The sequence below is a fragment of the Spirulina subsalsa CS-330 genome (assembly GCF_028330765.1).
Taxonomy (GTDB): Bacteria; Cyanobacteriota; Cyanobacteriia; order Cyanobacteriales; family Spirulinaceae; genus Spirulina; species Spirulina subsalsa_A.
Genome location: NZ_JAQMTY010000105.1, coordinates 1 through 16,433, shown reverse-complemented (window position 1 = coordinate 16,433; position 16,433 = coordinate 1). Strand labels below are relative to the sequence as shown.

General features: G+C 51.5%; 21 protein-coding genes and 1 pseudogene. 9 read left to right on the top strand and 13 right to left on the bottom strand.

The genetic code is table 11. The features are described from left to right. Window positions 1-138 precede the first annotated feature (138 nt). A pseudogene (locus PN477_RS07235) lies at window positions 139-728 on the top strand (IS5 family transposase); the annotation flags it as partial. 73 nt (window positions 729-801) lie between these two features. Here PN477_RS07235 and PN477_RS07230 read toward each other — a convergent pair. Further along, entirely contained in the window at window positions 802-1,080 is a 279-nt protein-coding gene (locus tag PN477_RS07230) for a hypothetical protein (protein ID WP_272119729.1), read from the bottom strand. Between the two features lie 5 nt (window positions 1,081-1,085). Between PN477_RS07230 and PN477_RS07225 the strand changes: the two genes are divergently transcribed. Both PN477_RS07225 and PN477_RS07220 read left to right on the top strand, forming a co-directional pair. After that, window positions 1,086-2,153 carry an AAA family ATPase gene (locus PN477_RS07225; protein WP_272119730.1) on the top strand — a complete coding sequence of 356 codons (1,068 nt, stop codon included), beginning with the start codon at window positions 1,086-1,088 and terminating at the stop codon, window positions 2,151-2,153. Between the two features lie 10 nt (window positions 2,154-2,163). Continuing rightward, window positions 2,164-2,865, top strand: coding sequence for a DUF3226 domain-containing protein (locus PN477_RS07220; RefSeq protein WP_272119731.1), 702 nt, complete (start codon window positions 2,164-2,166; stop codon window positions 2,863-2,865). A 20-nt stretch (window positions 2,866-2,885) separates the two neighbouring features. On the opposite strand, the gene PN477_RS07215 is transcribed toward PN477_RS07220, so the two are convergent. Continuing rightward, window positions 2,886-3,581, bottom strand: a complete 696-nt coding sequence (locus PN477_RS07215; protein ID WP_272119732.1) for a MotA/TolQ/ExbB proton channel family protein — start codon at window positions 3,579-3,581, stop codon at window positions 2,886-2,888. Window positions 3,582-3,750: 169 nt separating this feature from the next. Here PN477_RS07215 and pth point away from each other — a divergent pair, with 169 nt between their 5' ends. From pth to PN477_RS07200, 3 genes are all read left to right on the top strand, one after another. Then, window positions 3,751-4,344 (top strand): aminoacyl-tRNA hydrolase, encoded by a 594-nt coding sequence (pth, locus tag PN477_RS07210; protein WP_272119733.1) that lies wholly within the window; start codon window positions 3,751-3,753, stop codon window positions 4,342-4,344. A gap of 97 nt (window positions 4,345-4,441) precedes the next feature. After that, complete coding sequence (locus tag PN477_RS07205) at window positions 4,442-4,897, top strand: hypothetical protein (protein ID WP_272119734.1); 456 nt, start codon at window positions 4,442-4,444, stop codon at window positions 4,895-4,897. Between the two features lie 455 nt (window positions 4,898-5,352). Beyond that, a complete protein-coding gene (locus PN477_RS07200; RefSeq protein WP_272119735.1) occupies window positions 5,353-6,066 on the top strand; it encodes a pentapeptide repeat-containing protein in 714 nt (237 codons plus the stop codon). Between the two features lie 241 nt (window positions 6,067-6,307). Here PN477_RS07200 and PN477_RS07195 read toward each other — a convergent pair whose 3' ends face one another. The 4 genes from PN477_RS07195 to PN477_RS07180 all read right to left on the bottom strand — a co-directional run bounded on the left by PN477_RS07195 (window position 6,308) and on the right by PN477_RS07180 (window position 8,327). Further along, complete coding sequence (locus tag PN477_RS07195) at window positions 6,308-6,730, bottom strand: ferredoxin (RefSeq protein WP_272119736.1); 423 nt, start codon at window positions 6,728-6,730, stop codon at window positions 6,308-6,310. 3 nt (window positions 6,731-6,733) lie between these two features. Further along, entirely contained in the window at window positions 6,734-7,117 is a 384-nt protein-coding gene (locus PN477_RS07190) for a DUF1257 domain-containing protein (RefSeq protein ID WP_072621049.1), read from the bottom strand. Between the two features lie 53 nt (window positions 7,118-7,170). Then, the gene (locus PN477_RS07185; RefSeq protein ID WP_417158771.1) at window positions 7,171-7,386 is read right to left on the bottom strand and encodes a DUF2997 domain-containing protein; all 216 of its coding nucleotides are present in this window, start codon (window positions 7,384-7,386) and stop codon (window positions 7,171-7,173) included. A gap of 200 nt (window positions 7,387-7,586) precedes the next feature. Continuing rightward, window positions 7,587-8,327 carry a creatininase family protein gene (locus PN477_RS07180; RefSeq protein WP_272119739.1) on the bottom strand — a complete coding sequence of 247 codons (741 nt, stop codon included), beginning with the start codon at window positions 8,325-8,327 and terminating at the stop codon, window positions 7,587-7,589. A 114-nt stretch (window positions 8,328-8,441) separates the two neighbouring features. Between PN477_RS07180 and PN477_RS07175 the strand changes: the two genes are divergently transcribed. The 3 genes from PN477_RS07175 to PN477_RS07165 all read left to right on the top strand — a co-directional run bounded on the left by PN477_RS07175 (window position 8,442) and on the right by PN477_RS07165 (window position 10,801). Beyond that, window positions 8,442-8,978: a RuvC family protein gene (locus PN477_RS07175; protein ID WP_272119740.1), complete on the top strand. Its 537-nt coding sequence runs from the start codon at window positions 8,442-8,444 to the stop codon at window positions 8,976-8,978. After that, on the top strand, window positions 8,960-9,244 hold the full coding sequence (locus PN477_RS07170) for a PqqD family protein (RefSeq protein ID WP_272119741.1): 285 nt from the start codon (window positions 8,960-8,962) through the stop codon (window positions 9,242-9,244). The genes PN477_RS07175 and PN477_RS07170 overlap by 19 nt, the downstream gene beginning before the upstream one ends. 189 nt (window positions 9,245-9,433) lie before the next feature. Beyond that, the gene (locus PN477_RS07165; protein ID WP_272119742.1) at window positions 9,434-10,801 is read left to right on the top strand and encodes an 8-oxoguanine deaminase; all 1,368 of its coding nucleotides are present in this window, start codon (window positions 9,434-9,436) and stop codon (window positions 10,799-10,801) included. Window positions 10,802-10,805: 4 nt separating this feature from the next. On the opposite strand, the gene PN477_RS07160 is transcribed toward PN477_RS07165, so the two are convergent. From PN477_RS07160 to PN477_RS07135, 7 genes are all read right to left on the bottom strand, one after another. After that, window positions 10,806-10,931, bottom strand: a complete 126-nt coding sequence (locus PN477_RS07160; RefSeq protein ID WP_272119743.1) for a hypothetical protein — start codon at window positions 10,929-10,931, stop codon at window positions 10,806-10,808. Between the two features lie 131 nt (window positions 10,932-11,062). Continuing rightward, window positions 11,063-11,218, bottom strand: coding sequence for a hypothetical protein (locus PN477_RS20740; RefSeq protein WP_334310536.1), 156 nt, complete (start codon window positions 11,216-11,218; stop codon window positions 11,063-11,065). Window positions 11,219-11,242: 24 nt separating this feature from the next. Beyond that, window positions 11,243-12,298 (bottom strand): RNA-directed DNA polymerase, encoded by a 1,056-nt coding sequence (locus PN477_RS07155; protein WP_272119744.1) that lies wholly within the window; start codon window positions 12,296-12,298, stop codon window positions 11,243-11,245. A 13-nt stretch (window positions 12,299-12,311) separates the two neighbouring features. Further along, on the bottom strand, window positions 12,312-12,665 hold the full coding sequence (gene avd / locus PN477_RS07150; RefSeq protein WP_272119745.1) for a diversity-generating retroelement protein Avd: 354 nt from the start codon (window positions 12,663-12,665) through the stop codon (window positions 12,312-12,314). A gap of 118 nt (window positions 12,666-12,783) precedes the next feature. Then, on the bottom strand, window positions 12,784-14,592 hold the full coding sequence (locus PN477_RS07145) for a bifunctional serine/threonine-protein kinase/formylglycine-generating enzyme family protein (protein ID WP_272119746.1): 1,809 nt from the start codon (window positions 14,590-14,592) through the stop codon (window positions 12,784-12,786). A gap of 122 nt (window positions 14,593-14,714) precedes the next feature. Then, entirely contained in the window at window positions 14,715-15,677 is a 963-nt protein-coding gene (locus PN477_RS07140; RefSeq protein WP_272119747.1) for a serine/threonine protein kinase, read from the bottom strand. A gap of 52 nt (window positions 15,678-15,729) precedes the next feature. Continuing rightward, window positions 15,730-16,433, bottom strand: a 704-nt coding sequence (locus PN477_RS07135; protein WP_272147114.1) for a hypothetical protein, incomplete at its 5' end; no start/stop codon positions are given.

Here is a 16,433-nt window from a genome sequence, read left to right as displayed (position 1 = left end):
AGGATAAATCAATGGCGTTAGTCGTTGAGCCTAGCAACCCTCTGCAACTCTCGTTGTTTGAGTGGATAAATGGTCAGGTAACTGGCTGTTCAGAATCCCCCACTATAGCCCGTAGGGTTTAGTGGGGGAGTATGTCAATACCGCAGTTGGCAAGTGGAGGGGGTGTGGGAGCAGATTAACCAAACCCTGGCCCGACAAAGGCGACAGCAAGTGGGAAAGCATCCCTTGCCCTCAGTGGTGGCCGTTGATTCTCAATCTGTCAAGACGACGGGAAAAAGGGGGAGGTCTATGGCTTTGACGGGGGCAAGAAGGTGAAAGGGCGCAAGCGTCATCTGATTGCGGATTCCTGAGGTCAGGTGATGAAAGTGATCGTTACAGAAGCCAATGGTCAAGAACGAGTGGGTGCAGCGTATGGGTTGATGGAGTGACAAGAGCAATATCCCGAAATTGTGGAGAGACTACAGACGGTGCTGGCCGATGCGGGATATCGAGGGGACAAGTTTCGCCTGTGCGTTTGGTTGTTAGTACAGGCAGGGGTTGAGATACGGGAGAATCTGAAGAAAGAGTTTGAGGTGGTGGCGAAGCGATGGGTGGTAGAGCGGACATTTGGGTGGTTTAATCTATATCGCTGATTGAGCAAGGACTACGAACTGTTACCTGAAGTCTCGGAGTCAGCGATCTATGGAGTGATGATTCACCGGATGCTGCGTTCTCTGGCTCCTGCTTAACCTTTCTTTTTAAACAGCCTCTCAGGTCTTTTTTGAGTCTCTTTGATGGGTAGATGATGAGGCAGTGCGATCGCTAAGACTCGGCAGCATCAGAGGATTCATCTGGGTAGGGCTGTGCGGGTTTGGGGGAATAGGTGGGTTGGCGGTAGTTGCGGCGGTAGAGGAGTTCGAGTTGGCCGCCTGCGGTTTGGATCAGGGAAAATTGCCGCCGGGCCAGGCCGCGAAAAAGGTTGGCAAAGAGGATCGGTGAACCCCCTGACCGATCAAGATGTGCGATCGCTCCCTCACAGATCGGCCAGAAATATCCTACAGTAAACAGCAGAGATGAAGACTCCGCATAACCTAGGAACAATCACAATGCTTGAATCCCTTAGCATTAAAAATTTCCGTTGCTTTGAACATCTCGACGTTCAAGGCTTCAAACGAGTCAACCTCATCGGCGGCAAAAACAACGCCGGAAAAACCGCCCTCCTCGAAGCCCTCCTCCTCTACTTTTACCCAACCCCTCAATCCATTATTGAACTCAAAAAACTCAGAAAAGAAGCGACAAAGTTCAGAAAAAGTACACTCAAATTAGTGTGGGACACCTTTTTTTATGACCGCAATACTACTCAAGATATTGAGATCCAAGGAATTGGATCTCAAAACAAAAAAAGAAAGATCAATATCTCTAATACTTTATATGTTCAGCAAAGTCTTTTTAGAGATTCTGAGTATGAACTAGAAGACCTAGGAATATTTCAAGACTATGATTATACAGAATCAGTTTTAAAAATAAATCTAAAGGTAGATGGTGCAGAAGATATAGATTCTAGTATCAGTGCAAATTCAAAAGAAATTTTTTCTTCTATTACTTCTAGTAGATTGCGACCCAAAATTAATACTTCTTTTGGAATAAGTAATCGAATCATTGCACAACACTATGATTTGATTAGATTTCATGACCAAAGTAATGAGGTTCTGAAGATACTGCAAATTCTTGACCCATCTATAGAAAATGCTGAAACATTTTCTATAGATGAGCCAACATTATATCTGACTCGCAAAAATCAGCAAAGACTACCTATTTCGTTGTTTGGTGATGCTGTTAATCGTGTCATTTCTATTACCCTTGAATTGCTAGATCGAAAGCAAAATATTTTGTTGATTGATGAGATTGAGAATGGGATTCATTATAGTAGCCAGCAAGAGTTTTGGGATGCTCTATTTAAGTTAGCCAATGAACTAGACACGATGATTTTTGCGACGACCCATAGTTTGGAGATGATTAAAGCCTTTGCGCGGGCCGGTCATGATTATCCGGGAGATGGGGCTTATTTTGAACTTGCACGGAGTCCGAGAGATGATCAAATCGTCGCGATTAATCGAGATATTGAAACCCTGGACTATGCCCTAGAACGTGGCAAGCCCATTCGAGGGGAGTAACTCTTGAGCAATGACCAATATTCTTATCGTTGAAAGTAAAAACGATCAATATTTTCTACAATATCTCATCGAATACCTCAATTATAAAATTGATGTCGAAGCTCCGATCTGTATTGGTGATGATGACTATGAGTGCTTGAATGGTTTGAGCGAACAAAAACTAATCCAAACGTTGAAAGACTTAGCCGCGAGTCTGCAAAAGCGAGACATTCAAAAAATTGGAATCATCATCGATCAAGATAATTATTCAGAACAAGAGCGGATTGAATTTGTTAATCGCTGTTTAGAGGCTGTGTTTACCCCATCGCAACGCCTCACTCAATCCTGTGAACTGGTTGAAATGGGAATCAATGAAAAAATCACCTTTGAGTTAGGCTGCTATTTTACCAATGTCAATCAATACGGTGAATTAGAAACGCTTCTCAAGACGATCAAAGCCCAACCGTCGCCCCATGCCGATTGTTTAGAGTCTTGGCGGGATTGTGTGGGGCAAGCCGGGCAAGCGATCGCAGCTAAAGAGTTTGATAAGTTTTGGTGGTCTATTTATTTGCGATACGATACCTGTTCTAAAAAAGAGCGCAAGCAAGCAGAGCGAAAATGTTCGATGAAAAATTTTGATACCGTGTTAAGTATTAAAGGATCGCAGATCTTGAACTTAGAGCATGAGATTTTGGCTAAACTCAGGTCTTTTTTGAGTCTCTTTGATGGGTAGATGATGAGGCAGTGCGATCGCTAAGACTCGGCAGCATCAGAGAATTCATCTGGGTAGGGCTGTGCGGGTTTGGGGGAATAGGTGGGTTGGCGGTAGTTGCGGCGGTAGAGGAGTTCGAGTTGACCGCCTGCGGTTTGGATCAGGGAAAATTGCCGCCGGGCCAGGCCACGGAAAAGGTTGGCAAAGAGGAGGGTGATGATGGCGAGGGTTAATCCGGCTGCGGTGGAGATCAGGGCTTCGGCAATGCCCCGCGTTACGCCTGCGGTTTGGAGCATGGTTTGAGCGCCGAGGTTGAGATTCACAAAGGTGCGCATCAGTCCCAGGATTGTCCCCAACAGTCCGAGGAGGGGGGAGACGGTGACGATGGTTTCAAAAACGGTGTTAAAGCGTTTGAGCAGGGGCATTTCTGCTTGGGCGGCGGTTTCGAGGGCGAGGCAAAATTCTTCGGGGGTGGGCTGGGGGAGGATCAGGGCGTTGAGGAAAATGCGGGCGATGGGCAGGGTGGGTTTGCCTTTGAGGTAGGCGATCGCACCTTGGGGATCTTCACGATAGGCCCCCAAAACGGTCAACATAAACCGCCGCTGCTGTTGATGAATGCGCCACCAAAACCAGAGGCGTTCCCCAATCAACACCACGGCCACCATAGACAAGACCAACAGGGGCAAAATCGTAATGCCGCCAATGGTCACGATAGTATTAAACGTAGTCGCTAACATCCTGAATTGCCTAAGCGTTGTCCCAATGGTACAGAGTTTTCTCGCGCAAAAACAAACATTTTTCGCGGCGTGGGCCCTGTGTTGCCGACTCAGTCCGGTGAGCCTCTCCCGTCTCGCCAAACCGGACTAAATTCGCTACAGTGAGCGATCGCACCCCCTTTTTTGTCCCATGCCTGTTCCTGTTCAACTCATCGTCGGCCTCGGCAATCCGGGCCCCAAATACGATCGCACCCGCCACAACATCGGGTTTGACTGTGTGGATCAACTGGCCCAGCGCTGGGCGATGCCCTGGCAGGAAAACCGTCGTTTTAAAGGCTATTGCGCCACCGGTCGCGGCCCCACGGGGGATAAACTCTACCTCCTCAAACCCACCACCTACATGAACCGCTCCGGGGAATCGATCCGGGCGGCGTTGGATTGGTACAAGCTCCCGCCAGAATCGGTGCTGACGGTCTACGACGATATGGATTTGCCCGTGGGACGGCTGCGGCTGCGGTTGTCGGGTTCGGCGGGGGGACATAATGGGATGAAGTCGGCGATCGCCCATCTCGGCACCCAAGAGTTTCCCCGTCTCCGGTTGGGAATTGGCGGCTCTGGCCCCGAAAAAGAAACCATTTCCCACGTTTTAGGCCGCTTCACCCCCCAAGAAACCCCGATTATTAAAGAAGTGCTCAATTTGGCCGCCGATGCGGTGACCGTTGGGTTAAAACAGGGATTAGAAAAGGCGATGAGTCTCTATAACCCGCGCCAAGCTGAGCTTTAGACCGAGAAGCTCGCGGGGCAAAAGGGAACAAAGGGGCGCGATCGCTGATCTATACCCCTGAATCCCTCACCCTAGTCCACCCTATTCGAGTTGACCTATGCGTTATTCTGCCGCCGCTGTTCTTCTGTCCGGTTTGATGGCGATCGCCACCGCTCCCGCCCATGCCGATGACACCCTGCCCCGCTTCGACCCCAACGCCGAAGCCGTCGAAATTCCCGTTCCCCCACCGGCCACCTCAGAACCCATCGTTTTAGAAGAACCCGCCGCCCGTCCCGCCCTCAGCCCCGAATTGCGCAGCGCGTTAGTGACGATTTTTAGTAGTGGCCTAGAGCAAGCCCTCAGCGGTGAAGCGGTCGAAGTGCCACCCGGTGTCACGGGGATGGTGACGGAATCGGTGGTCAATGAATTTGAGCGCATCGCCAACAAAGACAGTGCGCCCAATGGTGTCGCTGCCTTTGCCCGTGCCCTGCGTGCTGCCACCCAAGGCGCTCCCACGGATCAAGTCACCCAAGAAATAAAAGCGGCATTTCAGGCGATTCTCGATAGTATCTAGGGCGACACTGGATCTGATCGGGCTAAAACGCCAAATCGGCTTGAAAAAATGGCGATCGCATTGTTCTGCTGAAGTGATTGCGGCTGAGGGTGCGATCGCCTCTCTAAAGTCCACCACTGATACCAATCCCCGTTGCTAAACTGGAGTTGGGATCAGTGAGCCAGAGGCTCACACTCTTAGAATCCTCTGTAGCGCGAGCTTCTAGCTCGTTGCTTTGATCAAAGGAGAAGCAAACGCATGCTAGTGCAGAGTCAAGACTTAATATTCGGATTGTATTGAATGTCCAACGCTCAACGTGACGGTGCGTTACGCTTCGCTAACAGCACCCTACAAAAATCCTAATTCTTGGCAATAAGCAGTGGCCAAAATGCCAGGAAAGCTTAGAATTAACTGGCAACTCGTGGCAGGTACTGATAGAATGCTTTGTGACTTTTTAACCCCACCCACGACATCCTATGGTTGACAACACTGGAGATATCGAAAGACTCCTAGAGACAAAAAAATGTCAAGGTGGCGACCTCAGCCACGCAAACCTGAGTAATTTTGACCTCAGCGGTGCAGACTTAAGCGGTGCTAGCCTCTATTGCACCAACCTCAGCGGAGCAAACCTCAGTGGTGCCAACCTCAGCGGTGCGGATCTTAGCTACGCTAACTTCGTTAAAACGGATCTCACCCGTGCCAATATTCGGGGCGCGGATGCCAAAGGAATTAACCTCTTTGATGCCAACCTGAACGGAACCAACCTCAGTGGGACAGATTTAACCTTTGCCATGTTGGTGAATGCCACCCTCAGCGAAGCGAATCTGCGGGCGGTCAAGCTCGTTGGTGCGAACTTAATCGGGGCTAAACTCAACAGTGCTAATCTCAGCAGTGCCGATTTAGGCGGGGCTAACTTGAGCACCGCTAATCTCGTCGCAGCGAAGCTCTTAAGCACCGACCTCAGCGAGGCGAAGCTCGTGCGGGCGGATCTGAGTGATGCGAATTTGGTGGGGGCAAACTTGACCGATGCCAATCTATCGAATGCCAATCTGCTCAATACCAACCTGTCCAGTGCCTTATTGATTGGGGCCTATTTGATTGGCGCAAACTTGATTGGGACGCAGTTGGAAAATACCAAGTTAGATGGCACGATTGGCTTAACCACGGAAGGGCAATTAGTGGTGAGCTAGGTCAGGTGATGATGCTCGCCTGCGATCGCCCCCACTCCACACCATCACAGACCGAAAAGGAGAGGCATTGACCTCTCCTTAATCGTGTTTGGGCATTTAATGTTGTTCGGCACGAGAGCCTAGTGCAGCGTCAAGACTTAATATTCGGATTGTATTGAATGTCCAACACTCAACGTGACGGTGCGTTACGCTTCGCTAACAGCACCCTACAAACATCCTAATTCTTTGCATTGACGCTGCACTAGGGATGCTTGCGATCGCGCTTCTTGCGCTGACTATAGGCCGCATCCACTGGAAAACCAGCGATCGGAATCACTTGGTATTGCCGTTCCTGCTCCAGGTGTTTCAACTCCGTATAGTCCACCCAGTGAATACAATTCACCGGACAAGTATCGATCGCCTCCGTCACCAACGCCTCCGAATCACCATCCTGGCAGATCGCCCGCGCCCGGCCATAATCCGGCTCAATATAAAACGTATTGGGCGCGGTATGGGCACAGTGCTTACAGCCAATACAGGTAATCTCATCCACATAGACCCCCTTTTGGCGCACATCCCCCCCCAGTTCCGGCTCAAACCCACTCCGCTCCGGAGCATCCCGAAAGATGCCCCCTAGTTCTGGCTCTAAACCCGTTTGGTCTGGATGCGCGTCAAATTCCGCCATGTTTTAGCTCCAACGTTGAACCACAAGACGGATCGAACCATCTTGATTTTTATTCTCTTCTGTAATCTGAAATCCTTGCTTTTGGGTCTCGGTTAACACCGTGTGATAGGCGTAACGCTGCGTCACCCGCTGCACAAAGCCATCCACCGACAAGGGTTGCTGCCAATATTGCAGATCCGCCACCATCTCATAGGCTTGCCCATTCCAACTAAACCCGATGTCATAGTGATTGTCTTGCTCAACCACAACATCAGCGGTATGGGTTTGGCCTTGGTAACCACGCACGGCACTCGGCCCATCTTTCCAATCAATCCCCATGTCACTGAGGGCAGACTTCAAAGAGGTCAAGTTTCGGATTTGAGTTTTGACAGTGCTGAAATGGGACATAGTGGGCTAAACCTAAATCAAAAAGTGGATAAAGTACAAAAACATTCAGCGGATCAGCTATCCCAATCGAGTTGCTGATTTTGAGCGGTTTGGGACTGCTGTTCCGGCTGCGCGTAATAGTCAGACGTTGGCTCAGTGGCCACCACCCGACCCAATTGAGCTTCGATCGCAGCGGTGACCTCTTGGCACGAGCGGCCAATGATGCCGGTGACCGTTTCTTGGACACGGCCATCAGGATAGATGATGAATTCTAATGTTTCCATGCTCATGGCTCGGACGATCCTCTTCGTAGAACTACATCACTCACCGCTAGGAAAGTAATCCTGCTTCCTTTAGGATCTAACTCACTTAGCATCAGAAGGTGGGTTTATAGTTTTCAAATCTTAACAAAATTTAGAACTCGGAGGAGTCTTCACTCTGAATTGTTTAGATAGTTTTCAAGTTTGGTCAAGGTTGGACGGCGCAGGTGTTAATCGCGGCTGAGAAATTCGAGGTAACTTTTGCTGAGATCCTTCACGGCTGCTTCGTAAAGCTGCTGACCATGCTCTGGCGTTGCTAGGGCTGGGTTTGACCCCATCCGGCCATCGGGGTAATGCTGGCGAAATTCTGTCGCGCCGTAGATGGGATGGCCGGAATTCACTGTGGGGCTGAGGGGCGCAGTTTTGATCGCGTCGGGGTAGAGGTATTGGGTGAGGGCGACTTCGCTGGGGGTGGCGTGGGAGCCTTCTTGATCGCCGTAGAGTTCTTTGGCAAGGCTGTAGACGGAACGACCCATGAACCAGTTGCCCACGGTGCAGCGGAGGGGATCGCCCTCGGTGAGAGGGTCAAGGGCATCGTAGGTTTCGGCAAAGGCGGCTTTGAGGGTGGCGATGTTGCCGCCGTGACCGTTGAGGAAGAAAAAGCGACGAAATCCGGCTTTGGCGAGGGCGGTGAGAGAATCCCGAATTACTAAAATCAGGGTGCTGGGTCGCAGACTCATGGAGCCGGGAAAGGCGGTATGGTGCAGGGCCATGCCTACGTTAATCGTTGGGCCAACGAGGGCGTGGGTGGCTTCGCCGACTCCTTTGGCGATCGCTTCGGCACAGATCGCATCCGTGCCAATTAGCCCCGTGGGACCGTGCTGTTCCGTGGAGCCGATGGGGATGATGATGCCCTTGGAGGTGTTGAGGTAGGTTTCAACTTCGGGCCAGGTGCTGAGATGAAGAAGCATGAAGCAAACTCAGAAAGGATAGGGGGATTTAAATTCAGGCGTTACGTTTTGTTAGCTTTAGCGTAACAAATAGACACCTTGTTCGATGGTTGGGTGCATGAGGGTACGGTCTGCATGGGGGGGATTAGAGGGGGCGATCGCCCGCTTACCTCCACCAGCAACACCGTGATCCCACAGTACAATGGCAGTACAGTGGCGTTATTCTCACCCCACCATTCACCCACCATTCAAGCTACGGCCATGATTTTAGGCTTTGACCCCGGACGGGATAAATGCGGTATTGCCCTCACGGATGACAGGGGGTGTTTAGTCACTCATCAGGTGGTGACCTCGGAGAGCGTGGAATTAGTCCTCCGCCAATGGCAAACCGACTATGAGATTACAACGCTCGTCATCGGCAATCAAACCACCTCCAAACTGTGGACAGCTAAACTCCGCCTTTGGTTTGCCGATTCCGTCACCCTCGCCCCCGTGGATGAACGCAACAGCACCCTCGAAGCCCGCGATCGCTACTGGCAAATGTTCCCCCCCAAAGGTCTCGCCCGCCTCATCCCCCAAGGCCTCCGCACCCCGCCCCGCCCCGTGGATGACATCGTCGCCATCCTCCTGATCGAACGTTATCTAAGCACCCTATGTCCCACCCCTCACTAACCAGCAAGATCAACCTCTCCCCCGATGTCCTGATTCAAGAACTCGCCGGCGAATCTGTTTTACTCAATCTCAAAAGCGAAGAATATTTTGGCTTAGACGATATCGGAACCCGGATGATCGCCGTACTCGACCAAGCCGAGTCGATCCAAGCCGCCCACGATATTTTGCTCACAGAATACAACGTCGAATCTGCACAACTCACCCATGATCTGCTCCAATTCGTCCTCAAACTCACCCAAAACGGTCTCGTCATTGTGAATGACTAAGGGGCTGCTTGAAAAGTTAAACTCGGATCCACATCATGAGCCTCACTCAATGGAAACAAGGGGCTTAAGCCCCTTGCCTCTCTATTCAAGACACTTTTTAAACAACCTCTAAGGGGCAAGGATGATCGTGTCATGGCTGGGGGGGGATGGCTCTGGTATTCTGGCTAAATTGTGATTCTGGTGCGAGCCATGGGCACGTTGCTTGTTAAAAATATTCATACCCTGGTGACGATGGACGGCGATCGCCGCGAAATTCGCAACGGGGCGATGTTCCTGCGCGATCATGTCATTGAGCAGGTGGGAACGACGGCAGAGCTAACGGATACGGCGGATCGTGTGTTGGATCTGGGCGATCGCCACATCGTCTTACCCGGTTTCGTCAATACCCATCACCACTTTTACCAAACCCTGACGCGGGTGATTCCTGCCGCTCAGAATTGTTCGCTGTTTCATTGGCTCGAAGCTCTCTATGGGGTGTGGTCAAATTTAACCCCAGGAGCGATCGCCACCAGTGCCCAACTCGCCGCCGCCGAATTGATCCTCTCCGGCTGCACCACCGCCAGCGACCATCTTTATGTTTTTCCCAACGGGTCGCGCCTCGATGACGAAATCGAAGCGATCGAAGCCACAGGGCTGCGGTTCCATGCCAGCCGGGGCAGTATGAGCATCGGCAAAAGTAAGGGAGGCTTGCCGCCGGATGCGTTTGTGGAAGCGTCGGAGGCGGCGATTTTAGCCGATAGTCAGCGGTTGATCGAAACCTACCACGACAACCGCCGCCATGCGATGCTGCGGATTACTCTTGCGCCCTGTTCGCCCTTTTCCGTGTCGCCGGATCTGTTGCGGGAGTCGGCGGCGTTGGCGCGATCGCATCCCGGTGTCCGTCTCCATACCCACCTTGCCGAAAATCACGCCGATGTCACCTACAGCCGCGAAATGTTCAACATGACACCGGGGGAATTTGCCGCCTCGGTGGGCTGGCTCGGTGATGATGTGTGGCACGCCCATTGTGTGAAGCTCGATGATGGCGCGATCGCCGAATTTGGGCGCACCGGTACAGGGGTCGCCCATTGTCCCTGTAGTAATATGCGCCTGGCCAGCGGCATGGCTCCGATCCGGAAAATGCTCGCCCACAATGTCCCCGTTGGCTTAGGGGTGGATGGCTCGGCCTCCAATGATGGCTCGAACCTGCTCAACGAGGCGCGGCAGGCGATGCTAATGGCGCGACTGCGGGAAGAAGACGCAGCCGCGATGACAGCGCGGCAGGCGTTGGAGTTGGCCACCGTGGGCGGGGCGCGGGTCTTGGGTCGGGATGATATCGGTGCGATCGCACCCGGCATGGCCGCCGATTTTATCAGTTTCAATCTCGATCAATTGGCCCTCGCTGGAGCGCACCATGATCCCGTTGCCGGGGTGGTGTTCTGCCAGGTGAACCGGGTGGATCATAGCTTTATCCACGGTCGCCAAGTCGTGGAAAACGGCCAATTTTTACCCCTGGAATTACCCCAATTGATGGAACGCCATAATCAGATAGCGCGATCGCTCGTCGATGGCGCATAAGGGGTTAGGAGCCGTAGACTTGGAAATATTGTTCGAGGACGGAGGCGATCGCCTTCGCTCGCCGTAGTTGATCCCCATAGACACATTCCCATTCCGTCACCGGTCGCCGTTCCCGTGCACAGATCCCCAACAGCCCAGAGGTATGGGGCTACAGCACCCCAATGGTAGAGTTTCGGGTTGACCTACTTCTCTACCATTGGGGTGTGAGATATTTGGATGCTTGTACATCACAGGAATGAAACTGAACTCTTCGATTACACGCTAACTCAATTCCCATTGAGCTATTCCGGCAGGTTGAAGAGTGCTGGGGGCGACAACACGAAAACCGATGTTGTTGTTCTTGTTGTCGCGGGTGTTGTTGTTGCGATTGGCAGAACGGCAGTTCTTCGGGTTGTTGTTCCAGTAACCACCACGCAGCAGCTAACATCGTTCATCCCTTAATCACAATGTTACCAGCATTGAATCAAAAAGTTGGTGCTGGAGATGGCAGGTATTGCCATGGTTGAGGTGGGCTTGCCAGCTTTGAATAGATTGCTCAAATTGTGCCTGATCAATTTTTTGATGGCGGTATTCTCGCCAGCGGGTTTTGAGTTTAGCCCGTAGTCGGTGGAGGCTGTCAGAGCGAACGCGGATCTGTTTGGAAAGGATGCGGAAACCGAGAAAGTTTGCACCGTGGCGGGTTTCAAAAAGTTGGCTTTTAATGGGGTGAATTTTGAGGCGTAGGGTGGCGAGATAGGTTTCGATGGCTTGGCGAGCTTTGGCAAGGACAGCACGATCATTGGCAAAGAAGGCGAAGTCGTCAACATAGCGGACATAGGCAGGAATTTTTAGATCTTGGAGAATAAAGTGATCAAAGCTATTGAGGTACAAATTGGCAAAAAATTGACTGGTTAGGTTGCCAATGGGTAAACCGCTGGGGTACAAAACTGGAGCGAGGAGATCATCACCAAGAAAGTAGTGAAGAACGGGTTCTAAACTGTGGCTATTATCAATGATTTTATCAATTAGCCAAAGCGTATTTTTACATTTGATTTTGCGGCGAATGATGGATTTGAGAATGTTATGATTAATGCTGGGGAAGAATTTACGAATATCGCATTGGAGGATGTAGCGGTGAGTGCGGGCTAGGGTGGTGAATTTTTGGAGGGCGCGGTGGCTACCGTAGCCGATTCGGTTCGCGTAGGAGGTATCAATAAAGGAGCGTTCTAAGAGAGGAACAATAATATTACAGAGGGCGTGATGGATGATCCGATCACGATAGGGAGCCGCAGAAATTAGCCTTTTTTTGGGTTCATAGACGTAGAAATGATGGTAGTTTCCGGGTTGATAGGTTTGGTTATTGAGTTCGGTTTGTAGTTGAATTAAGTTGCCTTCTAGATTGTCATTAAAGGACAGAACCTCAGGACGGAAACGCTTGCCTTTTTGAGCTTTGCGGGCAGCAATGAGGAGGTTGTCAAAGCTCGAAATTTCAGGCCAAAGATTTCCATATCGTTTCATGATGGTTGAAAATTTAGGTTGTTTTAGCAGGTTTAGGAGACTGTTGGTTAATCCATCCTCCCAATTCTTTACCAATGCTGTCTATTTGTTTAGCGATGTACTCGTAGCGTTCAACGGAAATTAGTTTAAAATCCATCAGTAGGCGTGTTTGGTAGCGGAGGATGGAAAGTTTGGGGTTAAGGGAGCGCAATAAATCGTGTTTTTGAGCAGAATAACGTGCTAGAATAAGAATCTCTAGAAATTCATAAAGGTTCCGGATAATTCGGTCTCCAAGCACCATTTTATGATCACGTGGTAAGTGATTAAGGATAGGGACATACCATTGAATGAGATCATAGGTTTTTTGGATAATCGGTAACTCGTCCATAATACTTCAGCCCGTCATCTTTTCTGATCAAAGCATATTGCCGTAAATCTGTATCCTAAAAAAATAAAAAAAGGCGCTTCGCGCCGGGTAGAGGGAAAGAGGGAAAAAGGGTAGAGGGTTAAAGAGTTCTGGGGGCGACAACACGAAAACCGATGCCGTCGTTCTCGTAGTCGCGGGCGTTGCCGTAGCGACTGGCAGAACGGCAGCGCTTCGGGAGGTTGACCCAGCAACCACCACGCAGCAGCTTGTTTGATGTTGATTTATTGTTCAATAACCCTTTTAGCCACTCCTTATTATCTTGAGAATGATTATCATTGTCCATCCATGCCTTTCCATCTGTTGGCGCTCCCTGATAACTGTCATGCCAGTCGTCTAAACACCACTCCCACACATTTCCGTGCATATCATGGAGTCCCCAAACATTGGGCGCATTCAAACTCCCCACCGGGATCGTTTTCTGGCGATATTCCCCCTTCTTCCCCTTGCCATAGGTATAGTTGCCGTCATAGTTGGCGACTTGGGGGGAAAGGGTGGGGCCGAAGTGAAACGGGGTCGTTGTTCCCGCTCGACAGGCATATTCCCATTCGGCTTCGCTGGGCAGACGGTAGAGCTTGCCACTGGCTTGGCTTAACCTTAGACAGAACTCGATACAGTCTTCCCAACTTACCGTTTCCACAGGATTGTTTTTGCCTTTGAAATCAGCGGGATCAGGGGTTAGAGAGCGCACCACTTGGGGCAGTTGGGCGACAATCTGCCATTGTGCTTGGGTGATCGCGGTGCGACCCATGGCAAATTCCGGCACCATCACCCGATGCTGGGGGCCTTCAGCATTGGATCGCCCTTTTTCATTATTCGGTGCGCCCATCATGAATTCCCCGCCTGGAATCCTCACCATTTCTAGGTTTAATCCTTTGGTATTTTCCAAATAACCCTGATTTTGTCCCTTTTGCCGTTGGGCAATTCCCCCCTGCTCATTCACCGTGATGATCTCATACTGATAGATTTTTCCATCAGATCGAGGTGGCGGTGCAGGTGTAGGCGTGGGGGAAAGAGAGGCCAGCAAATCATCTAGATTAATGGCGGGTTTGGCAGAGGGCTGAGGCTTGGGTGGTGCTACAGGCGATAATGCCGCCAAAAACTCCGCCATTGAGGAATAGCGATCCTGCGGCCGCAACGCCATCCCCTTGAGAATCGCCTGATTAATCTCCCCACTCACCTTCACCAACTCCTGGGGCGGAATCAATGGCTCTTCATCCACCTTGCGGGAAAAACAATCTTGGGGCAATTGTCCCGTGATCAGGTAATACAGCGAAGCCCCAAGGGTATAAATATCCACCGTTGCGCTGCGATCGCCCTTAATTAACTGCTCATAGGGCGCAAAGGCACGATTCCCGAACAGCTTGGAACTCAGAGACTTGGGGATAATCTCCCCCGAAATGCCAAAATCAATCAAAACCGGCTGGCGATTCTCCCGCAGCATGATATTTACCGGGGTCGCATCCCGATGCACCAACCCCACCCCATGCACCCGCGTCAAAGCCTCAGCTATGGGGCGAATATAGGCCAACGCCTCCGCTTCTGGTAGCGGGCCTCGCCGCTGTACCTCATCAAATAACGTCGTTCCAGGGATGAATTCCATCACCAAACAATGGGCTTCCTCCTCCTCGAATAAATCCTTAACCCGGACAATATTGGGGTGGGGGTTTTGTTCCAACTGGGCTAAAGTCCGGGCTTCCCGGATAAACCGCTTCACATATTTGGCATAGTCTGGGTCATTGCGGAGATAGGCATTCGGCGTTTTAATCACCACTGGAGCATTGAAGCCCTGATGGATGGCCTTGTAGGTGATCCCGAAGCCGCCTTGACCGAGAACCTGTTCAATCACCAGCTTGCCATTTTGTAATTCGTGTCCGTCGGGCCAAAACATAGGGCAGAGACATTCGTGGAGGGTGCGATTTTATTGTACGCTCTTCCCTGAGGCCAGAAACCGGGTTGCTTACATCTCCTCATTTTCCCACGACACCCTAACAAAAACCCGGTTTCTCCTTCCTAGTTTTTAAAAATTGCGATGACCGCCGCTACTGCACCCACAAACGTCCCCACCATCATCAACACCTGCACCCACACATTCACATCCCAATTGGGAAACGGCACATACCATTGACCCACCCCCAACTCCCGCAAAAACTGCGGAATCGAGGGGGTGCGATCGCCCGGCATCAACGCCAAACCATGGACGATCGCATCATTTACCCGCCGACTCAATTGCGGCACATAACAACGGGGCGGCGTGAGACTTGCCGGGGAATCCTGATCGTGGCGATCTAACGCATCCTCCGGCGGCTTCCCCGTCAGCAACTCATAGAGCGTTGCCGCCAACCCATAAACATCCGTCCAAGGGCCGCGCTCAAAATTGTTGGAATGTAACTCAATGGGCGCAAAACCACTACTGGTGATCTGTTGCGTCAAGGGATGGTTAAAACTGCGGGCCAAACCGAAATCAATTAACACCGCTTCCGTTTTGCCCCGGTGCGATCGCACAATAATATTCCCCGGCTTCACATCCCGATGCAATAACCCCTGTTCATGCACCGCAATCAACGCCGCCCCAATTTGTCGCCCATAGCGCAACACCTCCCCAATGGGCAACTGAGGCGATCGCCGCTTCGATAAATCATAGCCATCCACATAATCCATCACAATGCAGGCATGGCGGCGGGTTCCAAACCAGCCCCGCACCGGCTCCTCAAATATTTCCCGCACTCTGACAATATGGAGATGCTTGCATTGGGCCAACTTCACCGCCTCATCGTAAAACTTAGCCACCAAGGCCTGACGATCGCCATCGTTCATCTGATTCAGCACCGCAGAATCTGGATTGAGGGTTTTGATCGCCAGAAGATCACCAAGGCGATCGCGGGCCAGATGGGTAATCCCAAATCGCCCCTGACCTAAAAGCCCTTCAACGGTATAGGCCCCGCCCTTTAATTCTGTGCCCTGCTGCCATGCCATGGTTGTTGTATCTAATCCGCTCCACCATATTACTCCCTGGGATTGAGGCGAATTAAGAGCCGTAGACTTGGAAATATTGTTCGAGGACGGAGGCGATCGCCCTCGCTCGGCGCAGTTGATCCCCATAGACACATTCCCATTCCGTCACCGGTCGCCGTTCCCGCGCACAGATCCCCAACAGCCCAGAGGCGCGATTGCGTCCGCTTTGGAGATCGAGGGCATTGTTGCCATTGAGATAAAACGACGCGGTTCGGGCCCAGGCCATGGCTTCTACCCCTTGTAAGCCGCCTTGATAGGCCATGATTAACGCTTGGGGGAAAACCCGCGAATGGACGGGGCTGGCTTGGTTATACAGATCGGCGGTATTAATGACGGCTTCGATATCGGTATCGGGATTAATGCCCGCATTGTAGAGATCTTGGAGATTGGTGGGGAGACGTTCTAACGCCCGTTGGCTACACATCTGTTCGGCGGTGGCGATGTTGCCACCGCTGCGGCCTTGGTCGCTACAGGGGCCGTAGTTGGTGACGCGCTCGCCCCAGGAGAGGTTGCCGGGGTCGGTGTGGCCGAAGTAGAGGGGGGTTTGTTCGACGTAGAGTTTATTGGCTTCGACGAAAACGCGATAGTTGCCCTCGGCTTTGCCGATCGCTAACATCCCCAAGGAAATCGGTTTTTCAAACAAACGCGAGTGACGCACGATGCTTTGACTGAGGTTGAAGCGTTGCTCTGGTTGGGGGGTGGGGGTGATGGTTTCGT